Origin of the sequence: Paenibacillus sp. cl130 (assembly GCF_900116035.1) — a bacterium.
GTDB lineage: Bacteria > Bacillota > Bacilli > Paenibacillales > Paenibacillaceae > Paenibacillus > Paenibacillus polymyxa_B.
Genome location: NZ_FOYG01000014.1, coordinates 1 through 25,142, shown reverse-complemented (window position 1 = coordinate 25,142; position 25,142 = coordinate 1). Strand labels below are relative to the sequence as shown.

Annotated in this window: 27 protein-coding genes, 1 tRNA gene, 1 rRNA gene and 1 riboswitch; of the genes, 10 read left to right on the top strand and 19 right to left on the bottom strand. The window is 45.1% G+C overall.

The window, feature by feature from the left end:
• Positions 1 to 60 precede the first annotated feature (60 nt).
• On the bottom strand, positions 61 to 606 hold the full coding sequence (locus tag BM358_RS25105) for a histidine phosphatase family protein (protein ID WP_028542593.1): 546 nt from the start codon (positions 604 to 606) through the stop codon (positions 61 to 63).
• A gap of 142 nt (positions 607 to 748) precedes the next feature.
• Here BM358_RS25105 and BM358_RS25100 point away from each other — a divergent pair, with 142 nt between their 5' ends.
• Positions 749 to 1,498, top strand: coding sequence for an MBL fold metallo-hydrolase (locus BM358_RS25100; protein ID WP_028542594.1), 750 nt, complete (start codon positions 749 to 751; stop codon positions 1,496 to 1,498).
• Between the two features lie 99 nt (positions 1,499 to 1,597).
• Here the strand turns inward: BM358_RS25100 and BM358_RS25095 are convergent, their stop codons facing one another.
• Positions 1,598 to 2,104 carry a PTS sugar transporter subunit IIA gene (locus tag BM358_RS25095; RefSeq protein ID WP_025723771.1) on the bottom strand — a complete coding sequence of 169 codons (507 nt, stop codon included), beginning with the start codon at positions 2,102 to 2,104 and terminating at the stop codon, positions 1,598 to 1,600.
• A gap of 304 nt (positions 2,105 to 2,408) precedes the next feature.
• On the opposite strand from BM358_RS25095, the gene BM358_RS25090 reads away from it, so the two are divergent.
• The gene (locus BM358_RS25090; RefSeq protein WP_025723772.1) at positions 2,409 to 2,768 is read left to right on the top strand and encodes a winged helix-turn-helix transcriptional regulator; all 360 of its coding nucleotides are present in this window, start codon (positions 2,409 to 2,411) and stop codon (positions 2,766 to 2,768) included.
• Between the two features lie 9 nt (positions 2,769 to 2,777).
• On the opposite strand, the gene BM358_RS25085 is transcribed toward BM358_RS25090, so the two are convergent.
• Both BM358_RS25085 and BM358_RS25080 read right to left on the bottom strand, forming a co-directional pair.
• Entirely contained in the window at positions 2,778 to 3,329 is a 552-nt protein-coding gene (locus BM358_RS25085; RefSeq protein WP_028542595.1) for an NAD(P)H-dependent oxidoreductase, read from the bottom strand.
• A gap of 170 nt (positions 3,330 to 3,499) precedes the next feature.
• Positions 3,500 to 4,006, bottom strand: coding sequence for a YwhD family protein (locus BM358_RS25080; protein ID WP_028542596.1), 507 nt, complete (start codon positions 4,004 to 4,006; stop codon positions 3,500 to 3,502).
• A gap of 124 nt (positions 4,007 to 4,130) precedes the next feature.
• Between BM358_RS25080 and BM358_RS25075 the strand changes: the two genes are divergently transcribed.
• From BM358_RS25075 to BM358_RS25060, 4 genes are all read left to right on the top strand, one after another.
• Positions 4,131 to 6,143: a M1 family metallopeptidase gene (locus tag BM358_RS25075; RefSeq protein WP_028542597.1), complete on the top strand. Its 2,013-nt coding sequence runs from the start codon at positions 4,131 to 4,133 to the stop codon at positions 6,141 to 6,143.
• A gap of 11 nt (positions 6,144 to 6,154) precedes the next feature.
• Positions 6,155 to 6,982 (top strand): hypothetical protein, encoded by an 828-nt coding sequence (locus tag BM358_RS25070; protein ID WP_028542598.1) that lies wholly within the window; start codon positions 6,155 to 6,157, stop codon positions 6,980 to 6,982.
• Between the two features lie 276 nt (positions 6,983 to 7,258).
• Positions 7,259 to 7,396: riboswitch (cyclic di-AMP (ydaO/yuaA leader) on the top strand.
• A gap of 5 nt (positions 7,397 to 7,401) precedes the next feature.
• A complete protein-coding gene (locus BM358_RS25065) occupies positions 7,402 to 7,902 on the top strand; it encodes a C40 family peptidase (protein WP_025723776.1) in 501 nt (166 codons plus the stop codon).
• Positions 7,903 to 8,205: 303 nt separating this feature from the next.
• A complete protein-coding gene (locus BM358_RS25060; RefSeq protein WP_028542599.1) occupies positions 8,206 to 8,712 on the top strand; it encodes a GNAT family N-acetyltransferase in 507 nt (168 codons plus the stop codon).
• Positions 8,713 to 8,790: 78 nt separating this feature from the next.
• On the opposite strand, the gene BM358_RS25055 is transcribed toward BM358_RS25060, so the two are convergent.
• On the bottom strand, positions 8,791 to 9,090 hold the full coding sequence (locus BM358_RS25055; protein ID WP_007428083.1) for a 4a-hydroxytetrahydrobiopterin dehydratase: 300 nt from the start codon (positions 9,088 to 9,090) through the stop codon (positions 8,791 to 8,793).
• A gap of 117 nt (positions 9,091 to 9,207) precedes the next feature.
• The gene (locus BM358_RS25050) at positions 9,208 to 9,501 is read right to left on the bottom strand and encodes a hypothetical protein (RefSeq protein ID WP_028542600.1); all 294 of its coding nucleotides are present in this window, start codon (positions 9,499 to 9,501) and stop codon (positions 9,208 to 9,210) included.
• Between the two features lie 187 nt (positions 9,502 to 9,688).
• Here BM358_RS25050 and motA point away from each other — a divergent pair, with 187 nt between their 5' ends.
• On the top strand, positions 9,689 to 10,483 hold the full coding sequence (gene motA, locus BM358_RS25045) for a flagellar motor stator protein MotA (protein WP_028542601.1): 795 nt from the start codon (positions 9,689 to 9,691) through the stop codon (positions 10,481 to 10,483).
• Complete coding sequence (motB, locus tag BM358_RS25040) at positions 10,476 to 11,303, top strand: flagellar motor protein MotB (RefSeq protein ID WP_025723781.1); 828 nt, start codon at positions 10,476 to 10,478, stop codon at positions 11,301 to 11,303. The genes motA and motB overlap by 8 nt, the downstream gene beginning before the upstream one ends.
• A 135-nt stretch (positions 11,304 to 11,438) precedes the next feature.
• Here motB and rluF read toward each other — a convergent pair whose 3' ends face one another.
• Positions 11,439 to 12,140 (bottom strand): 23S rRNA pseudouridine(2604) synthase RluF, encoded by a 702-nt coding sequence (rluF, locus tag BM358_RS25035; RefSeq protein WP_028542602.1) that lies wholly within the window; start codon positions 12,138 to 12,140, stop codon positions 11,439 to 11,441.
• A gap of 51 nt (positions 12,141 to 12,191) precedes the next feature.
• Positions 12,192 to 14,468: a PAS domain S-box protein gene (locus BM358_RS25030; protein ID WP_028542603.1), complete on the bottom strand. Its 2,277-nt coding sequence runs from the start codon at positions 14,466 to 14,468 to the stop codon at positions 12,192 to 12,194.
• 328 nt (positions 14,469 to 14,796) lie between these two features.
• On the opposite strand from BM358_RS25030, the gene tadA reads away from it, so the two are divergent.
• The gene (tadA, locus tag BM358_RS25025; RefSeq protein WP_028542604.1) at positions 14,797 to 15,297 is read left to right on the top strand and encodes a tRNA adenosine(34) deaminase TadA; all 501 of its coding nucleotides are present in this window, start codon (positions 14,797 to 14,799) and stop codon (positions 15,295 to 15,297) included.
• A 60-nt stretch (positions 15,298 to 15,357) separates the two neighbouring features.
• On the top strand, positions 15,358 to 15,924 hold the full coding sequence (locus BM358_RS25020) for a GNAT family N-acetyltransferase (RefSeq protein WP_028542605.1): 567 nt from the start codon (positions 15,358 to 15,360) through the stop codon (positions 15,922 to 15,924).
• 115 nt (positions 15,925 to 16,039) lie between these two features.
• Here BM358_RS25020 and BM358_RS25015 read toward each other — a convergent pair whose 3' ends face one another.
• The 11 genes from BM358_RS25015 to rrf form a co-directional block, all read right to left on the bottom strand.
• Positions 16,040 to 17,116: a hypothetical protein gene (locus BM358_RS25015; protein WP_028542606.1), complete on the bottom strand. Its 1,077-nt coding sequence runs from the start codon at positions 17,114 to 17,116 to the stop codon at positions 16,040 to 16,042.
• Positions 17,117 to 17,314: 198 nt separating this feature from the next.
• On the bottom strand, positions 17,315 to 17,470 hold the full coding sequence (locus BM358_RS25010; RefSeq protein WP_028542607.1) for a small acid-soluble spore protein P: 156 nt from the start codon (positions 17,468 to 17,470) through the stop codon (positions 17,315 to 17,317).
• Between the two features lie 72 nt (positions 17,471 to 17,542).
• On the bottom strand, positions 17,543 to 17,713 hold the full coding sequence (locus BM358_RS26615) for a hypothetical protein (protein WP_007428073.1): 171 nt from the start codon (positions 17,711 to 17,713) through the stop codon (positions 17,543 to 17,545).
• Positions 17,714 to 17,741: 28 nt separating this feature from the next.
• Positions 17,742 to 18,083 carry a hypothetical protein gene (locus BM358_RS25005; protein WP_013308177.1) on the bottom strand — a complete coding sequence of 114 codons (342 nt, stop codon included), beginning with the start codon at positions 18,081 to 18,083 and terminating at the stop codon, positions 17,742 to 17,744.
• A 144-nt stretch (positions 18,084 to 18,227) separates the two neighbouring features.
• Positions 18,228 to 18,316 (bottom strand) — tRNA-Ser (locus tag BM358_RS25000).
• Positions 18,317 to 18,404: 88 nt separating this feature from the next.
• On the bottom strand, positions 18,405 to 19,688 hold the full coding sequence (serS, locus tag BM358_RS24995) for a serine--tRNA ligase (RefSeq protein ID WP_025720034.1): 1,284 nt from the start codon (positions 19,686 to 19,688) through the stop codon (positions 18,405 to 18,407).
• A gap of 36 nt (positions 19,689 to 19,724) precedes the next feature.
• The gene (pdxT, locus tag BM358_RS24990; RefSeq protein WP_028542608.1) at positions 19,725 to 20,291 is read right to left on the bottom strand and encodes a pyridoxal 5'-phosphate synthase glutaminase subunit PdxT; all 567 of its coding nucleotides are present in this window, start codon (positions 20,289 to 20,291) and stop codon (positions 19,725 to 19,727) included.
• Between the two features lie 16 nt (positions 20,292 to 20,307).
• Positions 20,308 to 21,189, bottom strand: a complete 882-nt coding sequence (gene pdxS, locus BM358_RS24985) for a pyridoxal 5'-phosphate synthase lyase subunit PdxS (RefSeq protein ID WP_025720037.1) — start codon at positions 21,187 to 21,189, stop codon at positions 20,308 to 20,310.
• A gap of 131 nt (positions 21,190 to 21,320) precedes the next feature.
• The gene (locus BM358_RS24980) at positions 21,321 to 22,709 is read right to left on the bottom strand and encodes a D-alanyl-D-alanine carboxypeptidase family protein (RefSeq protein ID WP_028542609.1); all 1,389 of its coding nucleotides are present in this window, start codon (positions 22,707 to 22,709) and stop codon (positions 21,321 to 21,323) included.
• A 328-nt stretch (positions 22,710 to 23,037) separates the two neighbouring features.
• Positions 23,038 to 24,495, bottom strand: coding sequence for an IMP dehydrogenase (gene guaB, locus BM358_RS24975; RefSeq protein ID WP_028542610.1), 1,458 nt, complete (start codon positions 24,493 to 24,495; stop codon positions 23,038 to 23,040).
• Positions 24,496 to 24,841: 346 nt separating this feature from the next.
• A 5S ribosomal RNA gene (gene rrf, locus BM358_RS24970) occupies positions 24,842 to 24,958 on the bottom strand.
• Between the last annotated feature and the right edge of the window lie 184 nt (positions 24,959 to 25,142).

Below are 25,142 nucleotides of genomic sequence, written 5' to 3'. Positions count from 1 at the left end.
CAACATGCGCCTCCCTCTTCGATTCCATTCTGCACTTATGGTGAACGTGCTTTATTTATTTCAACCCGTATTCCACACTCTATGAATCTTGGCTTCTGCTTCTTTCAGTTCTAGCAAATATATGTCTGGATTCGAAAGTTTTTTCCACTCCTCAAAACCAAACTGCGGATCGTAATGTCGAATGAGAAGAGATAGTAAAGCTCCATGAGTTACAATGATAACCGTTTTTTCCGCCCGCTCTATAAGCTCCTGGACAAGCTGGATTCCTCGATCTGCTGCTTCACGAGATGATTCTCCTCCCTCCAGCTTCAAGTCCTCGTCCAAATACGTCTGCTCCAGCACGTCCAGCCAATGATCCAGATGCTCACCGCTTAATACACGTTCCTGAAGACGTAGATCAGTATATACCTGCAACTGTCTACGCTCAGCCAAGGGCTGAATGGTTCGCACGGCCCGTTTCCATGGACTGGACACAATATATTCCACACCTACATTCTCCATAAAATCAGCCAACTGCTCAGCTTGCCGGGTACCTTCATCGGTGAGTCGGGCATCTGGTTCCTGTCCGGTTGCTTGGGCATGTCTGACAAAATAAATTTTCTTCACGTCATCACTCCTTAACTGTCACACAAATTTAAAATTGTGCATATTTACAAATAATTATTTTTATGTTATAATATTGGTTTACATATTTGGATTTCATGATACGATTCCTTTGTATTACATCAACTCTTATGGGAGGGATTCGATGCAATTAGACAAGGGAATACACATACTCCAGGTTTCTGCTAACATCATGGGAAGTATAGAGAGTATTCACCCCACTTTAATGTGGGACGAAGATAACATGATTTTAGTCGATACGACTTACCCCGGGCAACTCTCACTTTTACATGAGGCTATTCTAGACACCGGATTAGCAATCCATAAACTTACCTCCATATTAATAACACACCAGGATCTTGATCATATCGGCAGTTTAACAGATATAATCCGGGCTTCCTCATCCCCAGTTCAAGTATTAGCCAGTTCTATCGAAAGGCCTTATATACAAGGAGAAAAACAGCTTATAAAGCTGACTCCAGAAGCAATAGATCAAGCTGTAAGCTCCATGCCCGAATCCGTTCCGGTAGAATGGAGACATGCATTCCGGCGTACACTTGAAAATCCCCCAAAGGCTATTGTAAACTCCACCATCGTTGCCGGAGAGGAATTGTCCTTCTGTGGGGGGATCATAGTTATAGATACTGCTGGTCATACACCAGGACACCTAAGTTTCTATCATAAATCCAGTCAAACCCTGATTGCAGGAGATGCCCTACGCGTAGTAAGCAGCAAATTATTGGCTCCAGACCCGCAATACTGCTGTGATTTCAATATGGCCAAAGAATCTCTTAAAAACCTGCTGCCTTATGATATTAAAAAAGTGATCTGCTTTCATGGAGGGCTGTACGAAGGCAATTGTAATCAGCGGATATCTGAAATATGTGAATCCTAGCTTTTGATTACATGGTCATACCCGATCCTTGACCGATCAGATAATCATCTAAAGAAAAGACTAACCAGGAATTCCTGGTTAGTCTTTTCTGAATGAGAACTAGGCTTTTAAGTGGACTCTTAATACGGGTACTTCTGAAGAGGCAGATGTTCCTTCCAAGATTTCCACATGGCTGATCATCTCTTGCCCGTCTGGAACGATTACCGGAGTAATTACAGGCAATCCCCCCTGTTGAATCGCGTCTAGATCAAACTCCATCAGTAATTGCCCTGCTTTAATGTTATCTCCTGTTTGAACGTGAGGGTTAAACCCTTGTCCTTTGAGGGAAACTGTATTAATCCCGACATGTATCAAAATTTGTACACCAGATTCATGCTCAATGATCAGAGCATGCTTACTTTTCTCCATCACGTGGACGACTTTACCCGTAAAAGGAGCAGTCACTTTACCTTCAGTCGGATGAATAGCGATGCCTTCCCCCATAGCCTTCGTAGAGAACGCAGGATCTGGAACCTCTTCAAGGGAAACCACTTTTCCTTTGATTGGTGCTACCATGTCGAATTCTTCAATACGAGGAGCCGCCTTCTTTTTCAACCATTTAAACATAACGATGCCACCTTATTTAGAGATTACATTCATAAACAGTGAATAGGACTTAACTACATCTTTCAAGGAACCGGTTCCACAAAATGAATAAAAAAAGGAGTGGAAGCGATTTCTATCTGAATTATAGTGAATGCCTTTCCAGGATGTCAAGATGCTCCTCTCCGTTTCTAGAATCACTCCGTTTAAAGATACAGAAACATTTTATAGCGAGCATACTTTACATCCTTTCACTAAAATTGCATAATGATCAGTTGTAAAGTATGCACATTCATATTATATACTTACCTAAAGGAGAGTGTAATTTATGAGTGAACCCTGTGTTCCGTCTGGCGTGGTCCTAAAAGACACTGGCTTTGGATATACGTTGTCCTTAATAAGCGGTAAATATAAAATGATCATTATATATTGGCTTTTTGAAAATAAGGTTATGCGACATAACGAGCTGAAGCGAAGTATCGGTACCATTTCCTTCAAAACACTAAGCATCATGTTAAAAGAGCTAGAGGCAGATGGCCTTATCATACGCAAGGAATTTCCCCAGATCCCTCCAAAAGTTGAATATTCACTATCTAAACGTGGCCTTTCTCTCATTCCATTATTAAATATGATGTGCGAGTGGGGAGAGGAAAATGGTTTGCCAGCTCTGGAGGACGGACAGCAATAGACATTCCTATTACAGGCTGTCAATAAAATTCAAATAATCTCGTGCGCTTTTCTCCAATTCGCTTTCGGACGTACCAATCTCATTTTCGCCAGACTCTTTTTCTGTACCATAAAACGCAAAGAACGAACGATAATCTGCATTGCAATATAGGAAGGTTGTTTCAAAAGGAGATAATAGCTGCTCAAGTGTATGGCGATATCTTCCTTCTTCACTATAATCTTCTTTTTTACTTCCGGCAGATACTGCTAAAGCAACCTTACGATTCTTTAATTTGTCACCTCCATTTGAACCATGAGCCCAGCCATAAACAAAAACATCGTCAAGCCATTTTTTAAGGAGAGGCGGACTGTTAAACCAATAAACTGGGAACTGTAAAATGAGATTGCTATGTGATTCAATGAAGTGCTGCTCTTTTTCCACATCAATGTTCCCGTCAGGGTAAACCTTATGCAATTCGTGGATAGTATACTTTTCTGGATATTTTTTGAGTTCTTCTACCCATCGCCTATTTATGACAGATGCCTCGATGCTTGGATGTGTAACGATAACAAGAGTTTTCAAAGAATTGTCCTCCTTAAGTATTATTTATTTTTGAGTATAAAGTGAGCGCTACAAATATGTAAGTATGCACTTTCAGGACAACTACTTACTAAAAGGTTAGTGTCAACTCAGATAAATAAAAAAAGCAGCCCACAGAAGTGGCTGCTTTTTTTACTGCGTTAACGCTGGGCCTATCCTTCCAGCGCCTGCTTCAATTCCTCAGGCGAAGCGTCCCACCATTCCTCGTTATGCGAAATTAGCAGGCTTTTAAGCGCTGCTCTATCTTCGCTGCCGAGATCATCCAGCATGAAACGACGCTTGAGCGCGTAATCCATACGGTTGACGTGATCGGCGAGGATTTTCCAGCCGCGTTTGGCTTCGTCGTCAATCAGCATCTCGCAGGCGGTGGCGCCGCCGTACATACGTCCTTCGGGCGTACGATCCACGGCTACCCATACGAGCCATACCTGGCGTCCGTTCGGTACATCCTCTTTATTCGTAGAGAACTTGATACCACGTTCTACTTTACTTTTGGCATGCATGGCACCGATATCAATTTTTGCCTCTCCTCGGTCAATGATGACCGGAGACATGCTGTTCAGGTCGATTGAGCCTGCGCCGAAACCCTTATGTTTACTCTTGCCACTGACAATGTTCAGTGCAATCTGTTTTTTGCCGTCCGGCTGATTTTCACTCATGCGTCACTAGACCTCCATTTTCCGTCTTCACACTCATTCTACACTATAAATATTTTAACTAATAATCTCCTGAAAGCAAACATATACATGCTGTAGATGCTTGTCAACGGGAGGTATCCATTGTATGACCCCAGCACGCACTAAAATCGTTTTATTGTCTACACTAGCCCTCGGTCTCCTCGCAGGGACGTTATGGTTTGCCTGGCAGCCCCAATCGCAATCAGACCCGCAGTCCATAGGCCAACCACTATACGGCTCCCTGTCTGAGTCTGCGCTTGCCCCAAATATGGGCATGCCTCTAGGGGCAAACATCCTGCCTGACCTGCCCAAGAACCCTCCACAGCCCGCTACAGAAATCCTCAGCAAACGGGTGGTAGAGTACCACATTGATGTGTCTCTGGAAAAAGGACAGGTTTTGCGAGGCACTGAGACACTGACCTGGAGGCATCCGGGCAAGAAAACCGTGAATGATCTGTATCTTCATCTATACCCGAATGCCTTCTCTTCCATGGAAACCACCTTTATGAAGGAATCCGGTGGAAAGCTGCGCGGAGACACCATGCCCAAAGACGGCTTTGGCTCCATGACGCTGACTGAACTAAAAACAGAAGACGGTTTATCTCTCATGCACCGCATCCAATATGTGCAGCCAGATGACGGTAACGCAGGCGACCGTTCGCTCATGAAGGTGCGTCTACCCAAGCCGGTACGAGGTGGCGAAGAAATCACATTATATATGAAGTTTGAGGTAAAACTGCCCGCCATCTTCGCTCGTATGGGTGCGACAGATGATTTTGTAATGGCAGGACAGTGGTTCCCGAAGCTCAGCGTCTACGAGACTGCAGGACAACGTGGACGCGCCGAGGAGGGCTGGAACCTCCACCAGTATCATGGTAACTCCGAGTTTTATGCCGATTTTGGAATTTACAGCGTACGGATTCGGGTGCCTGAAACTCATATCGTAGCAGCGACCGGATTTCCCACCCGTGGTGCCGTCCGACAGAACGGCCAAAAAATATATCAATTTTATGCCGATGATGTACACGATTTTGCCTGGTCCGCTTCACCCAACTTTGTAACCGTAGAAGAACCCTTTTCTTCTGCTGAAGTCCCTGGTGTCAAAATCAAGCTCTACCTTGACCCGTCGCACAAGGAGCTCAAAGGGCGCTATATGAGCGCAGCGAAGGCCGCTCTTTCGTACTACAGCAAATGGTACGGGCCTTATCCATATTCCACCCTATCCATCGTGGTTCCACCCAAATCAGGCAATGGAGCCGGCGGTATGGAGTATCCGACACTCATCACAGCCGCTGCTGCGGGTAATCTAAATCCTGGCTATAGTCTGGAACGAACATTAGTTCATGAGATTGGACATCAATATTTCTACGGAATGGTAGCCAATAACGAATTTGAGGAGCCGTGGCTGGATGAAGGCTTCACCTCCTATGCAGAGGAGCGGCTTATGGAGCAAGAATATGGGCTTACCCCCAACTTGCCATTACAATCGGGACAGATAGCCTCCCCACAGCCGCTAAACCGCGAGTCATGGAAGTACGGCTCGGCTGCTGAGTACGCGCAAAACGCCTACTCTCGAGGCAAGCTGGTACTACGGGGCATTGAACGTCAGGTGGGTATGAAAAAAATGGATCGGATTATGCGGACCTACGTCCAGACGTACCGATTCAAGCATCCATCCTCCCAGGATTTTCAACGTATCGTGGAGAGAGCCACCGGACGCTCATGGAGCCACTATTTTGAACAGTATGTATATGACGGCCAGATGGCGGACTTTTCGGTGGATCATATCACGAACCACAAGCTGGAGAATGGATATGAAGCAGTCGTGACGGTCAGCAAAAAAGGGGCGGATTATCCCAAGATCCCTGTCCAATTTACCTTCAAGGATGGTACCACGATATTCAAGGCTTGGGACGGCGCAGGCAAAAGCACAACTTTTCGGATCAAAAGTACTTCTCCCGTTTCCTATGTAACCCTTGATCCTCTATATACCATTGCACTGGAGAACAAGCACATTAACAATAGCCTAAAAGCCGAATTGGACGAAAAGCAACAAACCCGTTGGAATGTAAGTGTAACCAAGCTGTTAGAAACACTGCTTGGAAGTCTGTCATGGTGAGGTGTCTATAGATGCGGACTGTTATAAAAGAGGGCTGGGCGCTGGTGCGCATACGATTCTATATCGTTATCATTTTATTTCTGTATCGACTACTGTGGGGGGTGTTTCTCTATCGGCTGGTGCAGTCTGCCGTTATCCCGCTACTGCTCCGTTATCCTGATCAGGGTCAAAACGAGCTGGGACAGACCTTGTTTTGGATGGAGAGCCAGATTGCTCTGATGGACAGCCGGGAAGTACATGTGTATTTGTGGATACTACTAGGGGCGACTGTACTACGCATACTGATCACTCCCTTCATTAGAGCCGGAATATATCAAAGCCTGCATACCGATGCGACTGAACCGCAAAGCCTGTCCTTTTTCAAGGGTATGAAACGCCATGGCATGTCGTCGCTGTTGTATTACATCATCGAGTTGGGACTGCTGCTGCTTCCCGCCATTTGGGTAGTACCGAGACTCTACCCTATTGTAGCAGGAGCACTTCAATCTTCCTCTTATCTGCTGCATTTGTTGCCCTATGTCATGGGATGGATGGCATACGGATGGTTCATTCGGCAGTGCATCCTGTATATGCAACTGGGGACTGTCGGTGGTCACGCCATACTATCGTCCCTGCTCGCCTTCTTTCGCCAGCTCCTTCCAGCTGTCGGTATATCTCTTTTGCTTGGTGCTTGTGTGCTGCTGGTCTTCGGTCTATTTGGCACCGTGGCGATGATTTGGACTGGCATGCTGGCGCTCATTCTCCAGCAATCGTATCATTTTGTTACTAGTCTGGTCAGGCTGTGGCATATCAGTTCGCAGTACAGACTATGGCATACCGATATCTCCAGTAGAAGTTAAGCCCTGCCTTTATGTTTTTTACTTCATTTCCGTCTGTCGAAAAATCTTGATTCATATCCGCGCAAACGACACATAACTGAATACTGTTAACAACATCTGTTCCTTGGACATTAGGAGCAGATTTTTTTTGTAACTTTTTGCAATGAAACATTTGCCAAAGCCAGCCGTCTTTGTTACAATAATCGCAGTGAACTGATAGTAACAACTTTGTAATCTTTATTGTAACCTTTATCTCAAAAATAACGTTATTGTGAATACTGCTCTCCAAGGTGCACATCTTAAGTTAAGCCTAATTCCTGGCACCTAGGAAGCGGGGGAACCAGTTTGGGTGAATTGATCTCGCAACAGAGTGGTCATAGGGGAACCTTCTACCGAATCCTTAAGCTAACCTCGCAGGCATTGGAAGGGGTATATTTTTTTTGAAGAAGAAGCTAACGATCGCAGCTATGGGTCTTGCCATTGCCTTTACATCTTTTACATTCGGTGGCGGCAGTGCATATGCAGACTCTAAGATGGACCAGGTCATTCAAGATGCCAAAGGAACGAGCTACAGAAGCGGAGGCACTACACTCGAGGGATTCGATTGCTCCGGCTTCACAATGTATGTATTCAACAAACTGGGAATTAAACTTCCGCATCAATCCGGATCACAATTCAAAATGGGATCTTCTGTATCCCGCGATGAAATGAGACCTGGAGACCTGGTGTTCTTCAACACCACAGGAAGAGGCATTTCCCATGTAGGTATCTTCGTAGGTGAAGGGAAATTTGCCCACTCCTCGACTTCACGTGGTGTAGTAGTTAGCTCACTGAACGAAAATTATTACGCTAACCGCTATGTCGGTGCAAAAAGAATTATGAGCACAGACGCTTACCATTCTGTAGCTTCAGAAATTCCTGATGACGACAACGTAGAATAACTAACGCACAGCAAGCTAACCCTAGCCGCAATTTGATTCTGGCCGGAATCGAATTGCGGTTTTTTATGTCCACAACATCAGCAATTATTATCATTACTGACGAACTGAAGCCTCAAAAGGTTTCAATTTTAGCGAACATCGTCGGTTTTACCGTCAGCGCTGGGGGAGCATATGAGCAGTAATTCCTTCTTATTGAATGTATACCCGACTTGAGTATGAAATAAACACGCTTGCCATTCCCCTGCAACTTGTCTACAATCTGTTGTTAATGATTGAAGTACCTGTAAAAGGAGGATGGAACACATGCCGGCCTCAATATCCAACTATCGGATCGTACCGATGGACGAGCATCAAGCGGCTGCAATCTGTGAGTGGCGCTATGACCCACCTTATAATATATACGGTTGGCTCCCCTGGGAACAAATGAAGGCGCTTGAAGTCGAATTTGGAAGTCCCACGCTTCGTCAAGAGCAATATGTTGCCGTACTGGATGAAGAGAATAAGCTGACGGGATTTGCTCAATATTTTCCTATGATCGGTGTGACCCGGCTAGGTCTTGGAATGCATCCTGAAAGATGCGGACATGGCAAAGGCGCTGATTTTGTCCGTGCCATTGCAGAGGAAGCCCAACGACGCAACCCGAAGAATGAAATTGATCTAGAGGTACTCACTTGGAATGGGCGCGCTATCCGGGCTTACAAGGCGGCTGGATTTGAGCTTACAGATACCTATGAACGCCAGACTCCCGATGGCAAAAAACCGTTTTTTTGTATGGTATATCGTCCCGAGCACCAAACCCAGGTTCTATGATAAAAGCGCCTTCGGCATACAACCGCGATGTTGTATAGCGAAGGCGCTTTTATCATCATACGACAGATCATTACAAGCTCAATGACTGCTGCGCATTTTTTCAAAAGCTTCATTATATTGTTGGGCTTCCTTAATATCCACGGCCATAATACCGCCGTCGTCCCAAGAGGTCAAACGCAGAGTCACGGTCTTGTAATCAATCGTAATAAATGGATGATGATTGAATGCTTCAGATATAGCGGCAACTTCATCCACGAATGCAATCCCTTTCATAAAACTGGAAAAATTATATTTCCGAACGATCCAACGTCCTTCCTCCAGTTCCCAGCCCTCCAGTTTCTCCAGATGTGCTTCAATCTCTTCTTGTGTAAAAGGCATGTTACGAACTCCTCCCCGTTTATACGGAAGCCTTTCGACCGCTTAAATACGGCCAAAACTACGATATATTGGTGTACATATTACCACGGCCCCGTTGATAAATCCATAAGACGGACCTCAAATCAAAGGGACTGACGTCAGCTCCTCGTCTCCAATGAGTACATAGATACGATGCTGCTCCGGCTCATAGATCACAACGCCACTGCCTACAGTGATTATGGGCTCTGTACCCAGTGCATAAAATAAGTCTTCTGCCAAAGCTTCATTGACTTCCTGGCGTCCCGCCGGGTCCAGCCTGTCCCAATCTTCTGCTTCCATCTCAAAAAATTCATAGCTGTCTGGGATGCGTCCCACAGCCTCTGTCAAATCGTTCAAAATTTGTTCATACTCACGCCCATGCTTTACTCCCATGCCATTTCCTCCAATGGTTCCGCCATTCAATACATAATCACCTTATTATACCGGAAATTCGCACTTAACAAAAAAGAGAGTTTTGTCGATAAATACTATAATCCGTCTTGTAATGACGCGCTTGGGGCAAGGACGACCCCGGCGGCATGAAAGGATTCAAAATCTATTCTCATGGATGAGGTGTATCATGCAAATTTCAACCATTATCGGACTTGTGCTCGGGATTATGTCACTGGTCGTCGGGATGATCTTAAAAGGCGCTCCGGTCGTCAATCTGGTCAATAATCCCGCTGCTTACATGATTATTTTCGTCGGAACGGCAGCGAGTATATTTATGGCCTTCCCGATGGCAGAAATCAAACGGATTCCGAAGCTGTTCAAGGTTATTTTCACCGAACAAAAACTGTTAGACCGCAAAGAGCTCATCGGTACGTTTACCGAGTGGGCATCCATTACCCGTCGTGAAGGTCTGCTTGCCTTGGAATCTAAGGTAGAGGAAATCGACGATCCCTTTATGCGTGGCGGCATGCGAATGATTATTGACGGAAATGATCAGGAATTCGTACGGGACGTTCTGATGGAGGATATCAATGCTACCGAGGACCGACATCGCTCTGGCGCGCTGATCTTCTCTCAAGCTGGTATGTACGCTCCAACGCTCGGGGTACTCGGTGCGGTTGTAGGTCTGATCGCCGCTCTGGCCGACCTTAGTGACATGGAAAAGCTCTCTCATGCCATTGCAGCAGCCTTCATTGCGACGTTGCTCGGTATTTTTACAGGTTATGTCCTGTGGCATCCGATGTCCAACAAGCTCAAACGGTTATCCAAAAAAGAAGTGGAGCTTAAATTAATGATGGTCGAAGGTCTGCTTTCCATTCAATCGGGGATATCGACGATTGCCATCAGTCAGAAACTGACGATCTTCCTGACTCCGACCGAACGGGCTACGTTGACCCAGAAGGATGGCGATTCCAGTGAGTAAAAAGAGACATGAACCGCATGAAGAGCATGCTGACGAAAGCTGGCTGTTGCCATATTCCGACTTAATGACCCTTCTGTTGGCTCTTTTCATTGTCTTATTCGGTATGAGCTCGCTCGACGCCAAAAAATTTGAAACTATGGCTCAATCCCTGAGTGCAGCTTTTAGTGGCGGCACTGGCGTGCTGGATCACTCGGCCGCGAATCCGTCGTCACAATCCATGGATATGGGCAAAAATAAAGAACAAGTATCACAACCCTTAAAATCGAAGGCTACTTCTACCTCTGAACTGCAAAAACAGTTGGCCCAGCGGGAAGAAGAAGATTTAAAAAAACTTAAAAAACAAATGGATCAATACATTCAAAATAACGGCCTGACCCCGTTGCTGAATACCAAGCTGAACCAATCACAGCTGATGATCACCATTAGTGATAATGCCTTGTTTTCATCCGGGCAGGCCGAAGTAAAGCCGGAAGCAAGAAAGCTGGCCAAGTCTATTTCTAGTATGCTTCAGCAGTTCCCTGGCTATGATGTTATCGTATCGGGTCACACGGATAATGTACCGATCTCCAACAGCCAGTTCCCGTCCAACTTTGATTTGAGCGCCAAGCGCTCTCTGAATTTCTTGCGTATCTTGTTGCTCAATCCAGATCTCGATCCAACCAAGTTTGTATCCATCGGTTATGGCGAGTATCGTCCATTGGCAAGCAATCAAGATGGTCAAGGACGCTCCAAAAACCGTCGTGTTGAAATATCTGTTCTCCGCAAATATCAGAACGGGACACAAGTCATCAGTCCTACCTCAAGCTCGAGTGAAGGTTGATTATGCATATGTTATATGAACAAAGGCACCGCCGCATTTTTATGCAGCTGGTGCCTCTTTGTTTATGCTTCCTGTACTTCTGGCCCTGTCAGGTACACGATCATACGCTGTAGGCTATACGAAACTCCTCTGGCATTAGCTAAGCGTATAATCGAGCATCTGGCCAAGCTCCTGCTTCTCAGCCTCTGTCAGATCACGCCAGGCACCTTTCTGAAGGGACCCCAACCGAATATTCATGATTCGCAGCCGTTGCAGTTTTTTTACTTCATAACCGAAGGCAGCACACATACGCCGGATCTGACGATTTTTCCCTTCAGTCAGGATAATACGGAATACATACTCAGATACACGCGTCACCTCACAAGGTAGCGTCCGCTGGCCGAGTATTTTCACCCCGCTGGACATGCCCTGCACAAAAGACGGTATGACAGGGCGATCCACTGTTACGATATATTCTTTCTCATGCTTGCCTTCTGCCCGTAAAATCTTATTCACAATGTCTCCATCATTGGTAAGTAAAATGAGACCTTCCGAATCCTTATCCAGGCGTCCAATCGGGAATATCCGCTGCGGGTGCCCCACAAAATCAACAACATTGCCTCTAATGTGGCTCTCCGTTGTACTTGTAATGCCCACCGGCTTGTTCAATGCAATATAGACGTGATCGGACTTCTCGCGCAGTGGCTTGCCGTTCACGCGAACATCATCGCCTTCCTCCGCTTGACTACCCAGCACGGCCACTTCGCCGTTAATCGTCACGCTGCCGCTCTCTACCAGCTTGTCCGCCTCCCGACGCGAGCAAAAACCGGTTTCGCTGATAAACTTGTTAATGCGCAACCTGTGTACCCTCCATTTCTACTAACACACTTCCTCCTGCGCCCCTGCCCGTTACTCCGGCTTGGCAATCGGAAGCTGCACCAGGGCTGTCGTTCCCTCTCCCTCTGTGCTTTCAATATCCAGTGTGCCTTTATGACTCTGTATAATACGCTGGCTGACCATAAGTCCTAGTCCTGTCCCTGTTTCTTTGTTTGTGAAAAAAGGTTCTCCTAGCTTGGACAGCATTTCTGCAGGAATACCCGTTCCCTGGTCCCGTATGAAGATTTTAACGCTTTCTCCCTCCAAGAACAAATGAATCGTGATGATACCACCTTTACTCATAGCCTCCATGCTATTTTTAAGTAAATTAATGAATACCTGTTTTAACTGATTTTCTTCGGCGTATACCAGGGCAGGCTCGTCCGTGACCTGAAGATTGAATACAATGCCCAGCAGATGCGCCTGACTATCTAGTAAAGAAATCACATCGCTCACAATATAGCGAACATCTTTTTTCTGAAAATGCACCGCCTGTGGCTTCGCCAGAATTAAAAACTCGCTTACAATCAAATTAATGCGATCCAGCTCAGACATCATAATATCGTTGTGTTTCATATTCAACACTTGATTTTGCTGCTGTAGTTGGAGAAAGCCACGTAGCGTGGTTAGCGGATTACGAATCTCATGCGCTACGCCTGCCGCTAGTTGTCCGACGGTTGTCAGTTTCTCTGATCTGCGCAACAGCTCCTCCATCCGGTTGCGACCCGTGATATCACGCGACACGCAGATAAACCCCAAAATCTGGCCTTCTTCATCCAGAATAGGCGACGTGCTCATACTAATCTCTACCGTACTTCCATCCTTACGCATTCTAAGAGACTCACTTGATACGATGCTCTCTCCCTGAAGCAGGCTCTTCTTCTGAAATTCATACTCCTCCTGTTGCTGCGGAGGTACAAACTCCAGCTTACGACCAACCAATTCTTTCTTGGTCCAGCCGTACAAAGCTTCGAAGGCATGATTGACCCGAACGACACGATCCTCCTCATCAGTCACATGAATCGCATCTGCTGTCTGATTAATAACCGATTCCAGATGCTCCTTTACAGAACGGTTCTCTTCATACATCTGTTCGAGTCTTCTCGTGTACACCCCCAAATTGTAGGCCATCGCATTGATGCGCTCACCCAACTGTGCAAGCTCATGACCACCCTTGATTTCTAGCCGTGTATCAAAATGACCATCAGCCATCTCGTTCACTTTGCCCAGAATCGACTGAATTGGACGGACAAACAGACTGGCAAGCACATAGCTTCCAATGATCACAACCTCTAAAAGGACAATAGAAATGGCAATTAAACTAATCAATTGCTTGGAAATAACAGAAGTGATCGTATCATAATTCATAACAATACGGATAACATAGGCATCACGGTTAGCCGGATAAAAAGGTATGTAACTGACGAGAACCCGTTCGCCTTTAATATAGCAGTCTTGTACAATACTCTCCCCCGAGATGATAGCCCTGGACACGGCCAAACGATCCTCCTGCACTCTCGTTAGTTGATACGTGCCGAATTGGATCGGTTTGTTGTACATGTAATAGTATTTCCAGTCGTTCCCGTTCTTGTCCATCGTAGCGCCACCAAAGGTTGCAGGGTTAATTCCTGTAATCTCCATGATGCGATAATCCACTTGTTGGGTTTGCTTTACGATCTCATCGGGACTCAGGATGGTTATGAAATTTTGTACTGAAGTATCCTGAAAGGAAATTCGAATTAAGTAGTTACGTTTTTGGTCATAATAAAATCCCCATTTATTAATATGTGAGGAGTCTGAACCCGTGTAGTCAAATGATCCGGTCCAAAAATGATCCAGTTTCTGACCTTGCGCCATTGCAGCCTGTCCATGCTCATATAATTGGTCAACTGCATTTTTCCAATGCCCGGTCAATGGATCGGATGGCGTTACTTCTTTAGGATCGGAGGATTTGACAACCTTATACCCCTGCCCGTCTCGAATCATCAAAGAAATATTAATATCCCTGTGGAGTGTGGCTATCTGTTGAAGCTGTTCCTGCTGAATATTTCGGATGTCAGGATCGAGCTGATTGGCAGCCAACGTGGCAGAAAGCCACAGATTATATCCGAGCTGTTTGTCAACGGCCTCCCAGCTATGTTGGGTTTGTTCGATAGCTCCTCCGATAATTTTAGCGGTCAGAACCATTTTAGTTTCACTGTCACTTCTTAGATTTTCGTGGGTCGTGTAATAATTGAGTGCGATGTTTAACAACAGGATAAACAAGACGGACCCCGACAAAATGATCGTTATTCTGATTTTTATCGACACACTGATTTCTCACCTCTTGCCGTATGCTGGCGATTACTGGCAATTGCTAACTCAATGATACCGTAATAGCGCCTCTGATACCAGCATTTACATTTACCGGATATACATAAATACACACCTTGTGTACAGTATTGTCAATAGACGGGCGTTTGCCTACAATATAAGAAGATAATCATCCACAGGTAGTCCACAAATACACAGATTTTATTATAAACTGTGGATAAACCTGTGGACAAGTGCCGTGTTATCCACAATTTTATTCACATCATGTTAACAACGGAATATTTGTTCGTTGGATAATTCCGCGTTTGAAAGGAGCATTTTCCCAGTGACCACTATGGATCACGCCTATTGGATGAAAGAAGCCATTCAGGAAGCGTATAAGGCAGAAACGTTAGGTGAAGTCCCCATCGGAGCTGTCATCGTAAAAGATAATGAAATCATCGGCCGCGGTTACAATTTGCGCGAGACGGATGCTGACCCAACTGCACATGCAGAGATGGTTGCCATTCGTCAGGCCAGTGAGCATTTGGGTGCTTGGCGCCTTCTGGATTGTAGGCTGTATGTCACTCTGGAGCCGTGTCCAATGTGCGCCGGAGCCATTGTTCAATCACGGGTTCCCCATTTGATATACGGAACTACAGATCCCAAGGCAGGCTGCGCAGGCACGCTGATGAATTTATTACAGGAGCCTCGGTTTAATCACTGTACAGAAGTAACTAGTGGTGTACTGCAGGAGGAATGCGCCTCGCTGCTAACGAGCTTTTTTCGGCATCTCCGGCAAAAAAGAGCGGCCGCCAAATTGTCTCCTCCCCTATCTTCATCCTGAGGGGGAAAATTCCAAAACACTTCATCTCATTGCTAATTCCCCATGGAAGGAGATCACCTCATGCCTATGAGCTTGTATAATACGCCTCAAGGTATCTTTTTACGGCCATTTAGCTTAGCGGATAGCGAAGCCCTTCTCGCCCTTAGGCACCGAAATAGGGATTCCCATGCGCCTTATGAGCCGCTTTACGAGGATTCATTTTTCACATTAGAGAAACAGCAGGATTATATCCGTCAGAAATTGCATCAGGCCGATGAGGATCGAGGTTACGTGTTCGGTATCTTTCTCTTAAAGGAAGAACGGCTCATCGGTTATATCTCTATTTCCAATCTAGTACGTGGAGTTGGACAATTCGCTGATATCGGCTACATGATGGATCATCATGAACAGGGTAAAGGGCATATGACCGCTGCCTTAAAGTTGATCATACAATATGCCTTTCGTGCCTTATCTCTACATCGTCTCCAAGCGGGTACCCTTTTGCATAATGATCCCTCACAACGTGTATTAAAAAAATGCGGCTTCCAGCCAGAAGGCATTGCTCGCAAGCTTATACAGATTCAGGGCGCATGGCAGGATCACCAGATGTTTGGACTTTTGGCTGAGGATGACGTGTGGCAGAGTTAAATGACTGCACAGGGACAACATTAACAGTAAACAAAAAACCGCCCGGCTTATGCCGAGCGGTTTTCTTACATCATATACGAAAAAAATGATGTTTTGCAATCATGTCATCCCATAATTAAGGAGCAACAGTTTGCATTTTTTGTTGCAGTTGTTCCATAGTCAGGACTTGATCACCTGTTGGAATACCCACTTTAAATGCTGCTTTAGCATTGATTTTGCTGTATTGCGTGTAGCCTGTTACGGACAATTTCACATTGTCTTTTGTAGCCGGATCATTCATCTCTACATTCGCATTTAGGTCTTGATACACAGGAATGTTATCCTTGTTCAAAGCTGTGTTAATGTCAAATTGTTTCACCGTCAAATAGTTTTTCAACTCATCCAGCTTTTTGCTAACTTCGCTGGTGTTGGATTGCAGTTCTTTCTTCGCTTCAGCCAGCTCTTCCTTCTTCACTTGAAGCATGCCAGCATATTCATCTTTAGACATCACATCAAGGACTTTAGGAAGCGCCTTAGTGATAAATGTATTGGTCGCTTGCTTCACATTGTCGTTCGTTATTTTGAACTGAACTACTTGTTTAGCTTCAACGCCTTGTGGCAATTTAGCGTCTTTAGGATCAATATCAAAGAAGTACGTTGCTTGATCATACTCGTTCATAATAGCAGCAATCACTTCATTCGCAAATTTCTGCGATTTTTCCTGATCCATGGCTGCAGGATTAAATTCTTGTCCTGATTGTTTAGCCAGTTCTTGTGGATCAATGATCAGGAATTTACCTACAACATCCTGTGGAAGCGGGTAAAATGGAATATTAGGAATTTTAACGTACAGTTTATCTTTAGTCATTACCATTGGAATCGTGAAGCTGGTGGAAAGATCACCTTTCAAATGAATGCCGAGCGTCATTTCAGATTGGAAAGGTTCTTTTTGGTATACACCATCCAGCGTAATATCAGCATTTTTCAGCATGCTAGTTACCATTGCACTTTGCTCACTTGGAACAGAAGCGGATGTAATGGTCAGTTCCTTAATCGTGAATTGACTTTTGGATTCATAAGAGTTCAACTTCATTGCATTAGCTGTACCGGTCGTAACAGCTTCCTTCGGTTCTAACTTCTTGCTACAACCTACCAGGGCTACCGTCAAAAGCAACACCATAGTGAGTACCAAGACGGATAACTTTTTACTCATTGTGTAGATTCTCTCCTCTCGTAATTAACCCCTTTTTTATGCTAACAAAAAAAATACACACCTTCTATTTTAACTCATATTCTCAAACGGCGAAACACTTATTGGAAAATTTTCTTACAATAAGCACAAAGACACCCTGGCTCTCTAACCAGGGTGTCTTACACTATGCAATATATTTTAGGAGAAAGGTCTGCCTGCTTATGAGCCTTCTCTATTATGGTGATCTACGTGATTCCGCTGTTTCACCTTCTTGGAACCGGATAACGGCTCCTGCTGATGACTACGATCACGCTTTTCGTTACTTCCACCAGAATCCTGTGCTTCGGGAACAGGAATGGCTTTAGGCTTGCTCATTTATGCATCCTCCATTCTCAGTCTATATTTTTGGTACATCAACGAATCCGTTTATTACCATTAAAAATAGGACTATAGATGGTGTAGATCTTCCGTTTTATCGTGATTTAGTGAATCCTGATGACGGCGATCATTACGATCCTGCTGCACTTGCTGTGCCTGATGACTATTAACTGGACGTTGCTCCAAATCATCAACAATGTTAGACAGGTTTTTATCCAGTCCGTTTTTGGCTTTTGTCATGTAGCCTTCCTCCTCATTCCTTCATGACCTACGAATGCGTCAACGACTGTAATGTTTGGGCACATTGGTGAATATGCCGAGTATAATCGGACACTAACTGCTGAATGATATCTGTTCGTTCATCCACAGACTGTCCGTCCCGCTCTACATCGACTAAGCTAACCTGTACTTCCCGGGAGTCTACATAAGTACATGCAAAATCAAAGGAGTACATTTGTCGGCCTTCAACCTCGATGTGGATTCGTATAGCCCGGTTATTGGCTTCATCTGCCTGTACCTGTGATTTGTCCCCTGAATTCAAAAGAATCGGCAGTTGTTCCTGCCAGGCCTCTACCAGCTTTTGCTGGTCTACTGTCATTTCTCGATTCATGCCAGCACCTCCACATCTGATAACGTGTGAAAAAAACGAGCTTTTTATACAACAAAAAAGCCATTCTCCACAATTCCTGATCATTAGCTTATAAAGGCCAATGTATCAGCTATCGTATTTGAATGACTTGGTTTATTTAAAATATGGCGGAGAGGATGGGATTCGAACCCATGTGAGCTTGCACTCTAACGGTTTTCAAGACCGCCCCGTTATGACCGCTTCGGTACCTCTCCAGGTGGTAAATGGATAAAGCTGCTTCCCTTTTAACATACTCAGGCGCAACAAAATTATTTTACCACAGGATTTCTAAGAATGCAACACTTACTGCTTAGGAGCAATAACCTCAATACCTCGCATGTATGAACGCAGGACTTCTGGGATCACGATGCTTCCGTCCTCTTGCTGATAGTTCTCCAAAATAGCAGCCACAGTCCGCCCCACAGCCAATCCTGAACCGTTCAGCGTATGTACAAATTCAGGCTTCGCCTTCGAATCTGGACGGAAACGAATGTTTGCACGACGCGCTTGGAAGTCTTCTGTGTTTGAACAAGAAGAAATCTCGCGGTACATGCCACTCTCAGGCAACCATACTTCCAGATCGTACGTTTTGGCAGACGTAAAACCCATATCTCCAGTGCAAAGTGCCAGCACGCGATATGGAAGTCCGAGCAGCTGTAAAACACGCTCAGCGTTATTCGTCATTTTCTCCAATTCCTCATAGGAGGTATCCGGGTGAACTAGCTTAAGCATCTCTACCTTATTGAACTGATGCTGACGGATCAGGCCACGTGTATCACGTCCTGCTGATCCTGCCTCCGAGCGAAAGCAAGAGCTGTATGCTACATAATATTTGGGAAGCTGCTCCGCATTCATAATCTCTTCACGGTGGTAGTTCGTTACCGGAACTTCAGCCGTAGGAATGAGATAATACTCAGTATCACGCAGCTTGAACAAATCTTCTTCAAACTTCGGAAGTTGACCTGTTCCGTACAAACTATCCCGATTTACAATGTATGGAGGAAGCATTTCTTCATAACCATGCTCACTGCTGTGCAGATCCATCATAAAGTTAATCAGCGCACGCTCTAATCTTGCTCCCAGTCCTTTGTAGAACGTAAAACGAGAACCCGTTACCTTGGCTGCTGCCTCAAAATCAAGAATATCTAGATCCTGAGCCAATTCCCAATGCGCTTTGGGTGTAAAAGAAAACTCGCGTGGCTCCGACCAGCGACGGATTTCTACATTATCCTCTTCCGATGCACCTACAGGTACTGTTTCATTAGGAATATTCGGAATAGACATCACCAGTTCGTCGATCTGTACTTCCAGTTCGCGTACTTGCTCATCTAATTCTTTAATACGATCGGAAACTTGACGCATTTCTGCAATCAGATCATCCGCATTTTCCTTATTCTTCTTCAACTTGGCTACTTCACCGGATACCACGTTCCGACGATTTTTGAGTCCTTCGCTTTCTTGTAGTAACTCACGACGGCTTACATCCAGATCTGTAAAACCATTAATCAGATCCAGAGATTTCCCCCTGTTCTGCAAAGCTTTCTCAACCCGACCAAGCTCATTACGTAAAATCTTTATATCTAACACAGGTAATCCCTCCTACACTACAAACCTGACTTTCCCCTATTCGCGGACCATATCCACAAAATACTGATGTAACCGGTAATCGTCTGTTAACTCCGGATGGAAGGATGAAGCCAGCAAATGACCCTGACGGGCTGCCACGATCTCGCCGTTATACTCAGACAGCACATCTACTCCCGTTCCAACAGACTGTATTAATGGCGCGCGTATAAATACAGCACGAACCGGTTCCTCAATCCCTTTAATGTTCAAGTCTGTTTCAAAGCTTTCTCTTTGGCGACCAAATGCATTACGCGATACTGTAATATCCATGAGTCCCAAATGTGCTTCTTCCTGTCCTTGAATCGTTTTAGCCAGTACAATCAATCCCGCGCAAGTACCGAATACAGGCTTGCCTTGATTGGAAAACTGACGTACAGCCTCTATAAAATTATACTTGCGCATTAGCTTACCGATAGTGGTACTTTCACCACCGGGAATGATAAGACCGGACAGCTCATCGAGCTGTTCGATCTTCTTCACCACTATACCTTCCGCACCCGCACGTTCAACGCTTCGTATATGTTCAGCTACAGCGCCTTGCAGCGACAATACACCTATTTTCATGCCGGTCCCTTCTTTCTTACCAACCACGATCCTGCATGCGCTCATGCGGTGCCAGTTTGGAAATTTCAATGCCTTTCATAGGAGTCCCCAAATTCTTGGAGACTTCTGCAATCAGCTTGTAATCCGTATAATGAGTGGTTGCTTCCACGATTGCACGTGCAAACTTCTCAGGGCTATCCGACTTGAAAATACCAGAACCTACAAAGACGCCATCAGCGCCTAAATGCATCATTAACGCGGCATCGGCAGGTGTTGCTACACCACCCGCTGCAAAGTTAACCACAGGCAACTTGCCAAGCTCATGCACTTCCAACAGCAGTTCATAAGCAACTCCGAGGTTTTTCGCTTCTGCATACAGCTCGTCCTTCGACAAGTTTTGCACCTTGCGAATTTGACCATTGATAAAACGCATATGCCGAACGGCCTCAACAATATTCCCAGTTCCCGGTTCGCCCTTCGTACGGATCATAGATGCACCCTCACCAATACGACGCAGCGCTTCTCCCAGATCCTTGGCTCCACAAACAAATGGAACGGTGAACTCCCGCTTATCAATATGGAAAACTTCATCCGCAGGTGTCAGCACTTCGCTCTCATCGAGATAGTCAACACCGAGAGATTCCAGTACCTTTGCCTCTACAAAGTGACCGATGCGAGCCTTAGCCATAACAGGAATAGAAACAACCTTCATAACTTCTTCCACAATCGTTGGGTCAGCCATACGAGCAACCCCACCAGCTGCACGGATATCCGAAGGCACCCGTTCAAGAGCCATTACAGCTGTAGCTCCTGCTGCCTCTGCAATTTTAGCCTGCTCAGCGTTCATGACATCCATGATTACGCCGCCTTTTTGCATCTCTGCCATACCTCTTTTTACACGCGAAGTTCCCGTTTCCATGTCGTTGCCTCCTGTAAGGGTTACGTTTAGATTCTAACTTAATATTTTACCGCACGAATGCCAAATACACAATCATTTCAAGCTGCAAAATAAGTAATGAAAAACAAGGTAGGTCGCCTAGCTTTGCTTTTTTAGAAGAGGTTCTTAATTCCTTGGAACAGATCTCCGAAGAAATCACCGATTGCCCGGAAAAGCATTCGGAACCAGCCGCCCTCTTCTACTGCCGTCGTAGTAACCAGATCTACGGTTTTCGTCTGCCCTTTATCCACACCGTCTGTCTTGTAAGTGTACGTAATTGTTCCGACTTTGGCCCCTTGCTTCAAAGGTGCCACCAGAGAGCTTGCTGGTGTAATGTTCGTTGTAAAGGTTACCTTAGGATTGCTCGCACCCTTAGGTACAATAAAGCTTACTGCATCCTTGGTGACGATCGGTACTTCTGTTTCCGTACCTTTGGTCACTGGCACATTCTCAACACCCTTAACCACCGTCTTTGGAGCAACAACCTGCTTCACTTCAAAGTTATCAAAACCATAGTTCAGCACTTTAGCTGTCTCTGTAAAACGGTGTGCATCTGAATCAGCTCCCATAACTACACTGATAAGACGCACTCCGTTGCGTTCAGCGGTTCCTGTAAAACAGTTGCCAGCATTAGCCGTATGGCCTGTTTTCATCCCGTCTAAACCTGGGTAAGCAAACTTTCTAAAGTTAGTAATATTTTTGTTTGCTTCTAGCATCCAGTTATAGTTAATAATCGGCGCCTTGTCGGTAGGACGGAATTTGTAAGATTGAATTGTGGTGAATCGTGTGTAATCCGGATGATCTTTAATGATGTAACCAGCCAGAGTAGCTGCATCTCTCGCTGTCATCACAGTTTCCCGGTCTGTATCCGGCTGGAAGCCTTTCGGCATATCACCACGGTCCAAACCAGTCGAGTTGATAAAATACGTATTTTTCATGCCCATTTTCTGAGCTGTTTCATTCATTAGTTTTACAAAGTCCTGCTCGGTTCCGGATACGCGTTCAGCAAGGGCTACTGTGGCGTCATTAGCAGAACCTACCGCCATTGCAATATAAAGCTCTTCTACCGTATGTTGATCCCCTTGAGCCAAAAAAATACGTGATCCAATGCTCTTAGAAGCATTCTCGTTAACCGTAACCTTATCCGTCCACTTGAGTTTACCTTGCTTAACCTGTTCAGCCACGATGTACTCTGTCATCATTTTAGTCATACTTGCTGGTGGAAGTGGCTCATCTGGATTCATAGACAGCAATACTTGCCCCGTGGAAGGCTCGATCAAAATGGCAGAACGTAGTGCCAGACTAGGGGGGTTAATAGAACCTGTCCCCGTAATATTGGTTGCCTGTGTTGCCGCTCCAGCTGCAAAAGTAGCCACGCTAGAATCGAAATTGCCTACAACAGGCAATGCCGACATATACATCATATTAAGCACCATGACTGCAGTCACACTCTTTTTAATCATGCTGCGTTTTGTATTTTCCTTTAAATTGTTCGCTTTCAAATGAATACAAACTCCTCTCGTACCTCAACCCGATCCGCTATGTATAACGAGACGGTGGTTACAGCCTCTACTTGGCCAATGTAGTTAATGTTTTAACGTTATAAAATCCAGTTTTATTTCGTTTTCTTAGTTGTATCCTGTCATGAGCATTTCCTGCTCGAATCTTCTTCACTGGTAGGAATCGTCCAAAAGACCTACGTGCCCTAATTCATCACTAATTTCGTCATAAAGGCGGACACTTGTCTATTCTATCACAGGGGTATCTCTAAAAAAAGACAGGCAGAGCGAAATACGCTCTGCCTGTCGTCAAGTCTACTACAGCCGAACTTTATAGAGAGTAGTTTGGTGCTTCTTTCGTAATTTGCACATCATGCGGATGACTCTCACGCAGACCAGCACCTGTAATACGGATAAAGCTTGTATCGTTACGAAGCTCCTCAATATTAGCTGTACCGCAATAACCCATACCAGAACGAAGACCGCCCAACAGCTGATGAACAGTGTCGGAAAGTGGTCCTTTATAAGCAACGCGTCCTTCTATGCCTTCCGGTACCAATTTCTTGTCGTCATCTTGGAAATAACGATCTTTACTACCTTGCTTCATCGCAGCCATAGAACCCATGCCACGATATACTTTGAAGCGGCGTCCTTGATAAATTTCAGATTCGCCTGGGCTTTCTTCCGTACCTGCAAAAAGACTTCCCAGCATTACCGCAGAAGCCCCTGCCGCAATGGCCTTTGTAATTTCACCGGAGTATTTAATACCGCCATCTGCAATAATCGGAATATTATATTCACGTGCTACTGTTGCACAATCATAAATTGCTGTTACTTGTGGAACACCAATCCCTGCGATTACGCGTGTTGTACAGATGGAGCCTGGACCAATACCCACTTTTACGACCGATGCTCCAGCTTCAATTAATTCGCGCGTTCCGTCACCAGTAGCTACATTACCTGCTACAATCGTCAGATCAGGATAAGCTTCACGCAGCTTGCGGACTGCTTCAATAATGTTAATATGATGCCCGTGAGCAGAGTCCACTACAATCATATCCACACCAGCTTTTACAAGTGCTTCAGTCCGATCAAATGTATCCTTGGAAATGCCGATAGCCGCACCGACCAGAAGACGGCCTTGTGCATCTTTCGCTGCGTTCGGAAATTGAATAGCTTTCTCAATATCTTTAATGGTGATAAGGCCTTTGAGATAATTTTCATCATCGACCAAAGGGAGCTTTTCAATTTTATGCTTTTGCAAAATGACTTCCGCTTCCTGTAAAGTCGTACCTACAGGTGCAGTTACCAGTTCTTCCTTCGTCATGACTTCACTGATTTTAAGGTTAAAATCGTGAATAAAGCGAAGATCGCGGTTAGTAATAATACCCACCAGTTTGTTTTCTTCGTTTACAACAGGTACACCAGAAATACGGTATTTACCCATAACTGCTTCAGCATCGGATACCAAATGATCCGGAGTCAATGAGAATGGATTGGTGATAACACCGCTCTCCGAACGTTTAACCCGATCCACCTCTACCGCTTGCTGTTCAATCGACATATTTTTATGAATAATACCGATACCGCCCTCACGAGCCATCGCGATTGCCAACACTGCCTCAGTAACAGTATCCATACCAGCACTCATCAAAGGAATATTCAGCTTTACGTTATCACTCAAACGAGTCGCCACGCTTACTTCTTTGGGCAGAACCACCGACTTGCGAGGTACCAGCAAAACATCGTCAAAGGTAAGGCCTTCCTTACCGAATTTATCTTCCCACACCAAGATGATCCTCCTTCAAATTGTTTAGTCTGTATTGGTCTTGTTGTCTGTCCGACATGGACAAATCAAGGCTCTCTGAAAATATATTATTGCAATCTTAGCAAAGCGGTATAGGGGTGTCAAGCCTTCATCAATAGCCCTAACCTTTAGTATTTCCCTGTACAAACAACTGTACTCCTACGAAGGACAACCTTTAAAAATAAGCGTTTCCAAAGGTAATAACTATTTACAAGAGCATATCTCCTCTTTGAATGCGCAGCATAGAAGCAATTATATAAGTGGTTTGTACCGCAATATACCAAAGAGGACCATAATCTCAATGAGATCATGGTCCTCTTTACTTGTTGCTTGGCGACGTCCTACTCTCCCAGGACCCTGCGGTCCAAGTACCATCGGCGCTGGAGGGCTTAACGGTCGTGTTCGGGATGGGTACGTGTGGAACCCCTCCGCTATCGCCACCAAACATGAATTCACATCGTAAATTCTACCGTATGGTTATTCGGTTCATCACTTATCGTGTGAATGAATAGCCATGCGCTTATTGTATGTCACTTGTACATACTTTCAAGGTTACACCCTGAAAACTGGATCCGAAACTCATTGCGTTTTATTTTTAGGATAAGCCCTCGACCGATTAGTATTGGTCA

Excerpts from the sequence above, each read along its gene's own strand:
- BM358_RS25100 (WP_028542594.1), top strand. The coding sequence starts at position 749 with ATGCAATTAGACAAGGGAATACACATACTCCAGGTTTCTGCTAACATC.
- BM358_RS25095 (WP_025723771.1), bottom strand. The coding sequence starts at position 2,104 with ATGTTTAAATGGTTGAAAAAGAAGGCGGCTCCTCGTATTGAAGAATTC.
- BM358_RS25090 (WP_025723772.1), top strand. The coding sequence starts at position 2,409 with ATGAGTGAACCCTGTGTTCCGTCTGGCGTGGTCCTAAAAGACACTGGC.
- BM358_RS25080 (WP_028542596.1), bottom strand. The coding sequence starts at position 4,006 with ATGAGTGAAAATCAGCCGGACGGCAAAAAACAGATTGCACTGAACATT.
- BM358_RS25075 (WP_028542597.1), top strand. The coding sequence starts at position 4,131 with ATGACCCCAGCACGCACTAAAATCGTTTTATTGTCTACACTAGCCCTC.
- BM358_RS25070 (WP_028542598.1), top strand. The coding sequence starts at position 6,155 with ATGCGGACTGTTATAAAAGAGGGCTGGGCGCTGGTGCGCATACGATTC.
- BM358_RS25060 (WP_028542599.1), top strand. The coding sequence starts at position 8,206 with ATGCCGGCCTCAATATCCAACTATCGGATCGTACCGATGGACGAGCAT.
- BM358_RS25055 (WP_007428083.1), bottom strand. The coding sequence starts at position 9,090 with ATGCCTTTTACACAAGAAGAGATTGAAGCACATCTGGAGAAACTGGAG.
- BM358_RS25050 (WP_028542600.1), bottom strand. The coding sequence starts at position 9,501 with ATGGGAGTAAAGCATGGGCGTGAGTATGAACAAATTTTGAACGATTTG.
- motA (WP_028542601.1), top strand. The coding sequence starts at position 9,689 with ATGCAAATTTCAACCATTATCGGACTTGTGCTCGGGATTATGTCACTG.
- BM358_RS25020 (WP_028542605.1), top strand. The coding sequence starts at position 15,358 with ATGCCTATGAGCTTGTATAATACGCCTCAAGGTATCTTTTTACGGCCA.
- BM358_RS25015 (WP_028542606.1), bottom strand. The coding sequence starts at position 17,116 with ATGAGTAAAAAGTTATCCGTCTTGGTACTCACTATGGTGTTGCTTTTG.
- BM358_RS25010 (WP_028542607.1), bottom strand. The coding sequence starts at position 17,470 with ATGAGCAAGCCTAAAGCCATTCCTGTTCCCGAAGCACAGGATTCTGGT.
- BM358_RS26615 (WP_007428073.1), bottom strand. The coding sequence starts at position 17,713 with ATGACAAAAGCCAAAAACGGACTGGATAAAAACCTGTCTAACATTGTT.
- BM358_RS25005 (WP_013308177.1), bottom strand. The coding sequence starts at position 18,083 with ATGAATCGAGAAATGACAGTAGACCAGCAAAAGCTGGTAGAGGCCTGG.
- pdxT (WP_028542608.1), bottom strand. The coding sequence starts at position 20,291 with ATGAAAATAGGTGTATTGTCGCTGCAAGGCGCTGTAGCTGAACATATA.
- pdxS (WP_025720037.1), bottom strand. The coding sequence starts at position 21,189 with ATGGAAACGGGAACTTCGCGTGTAAAAAGAGGTATGGCAGAGATGCAA.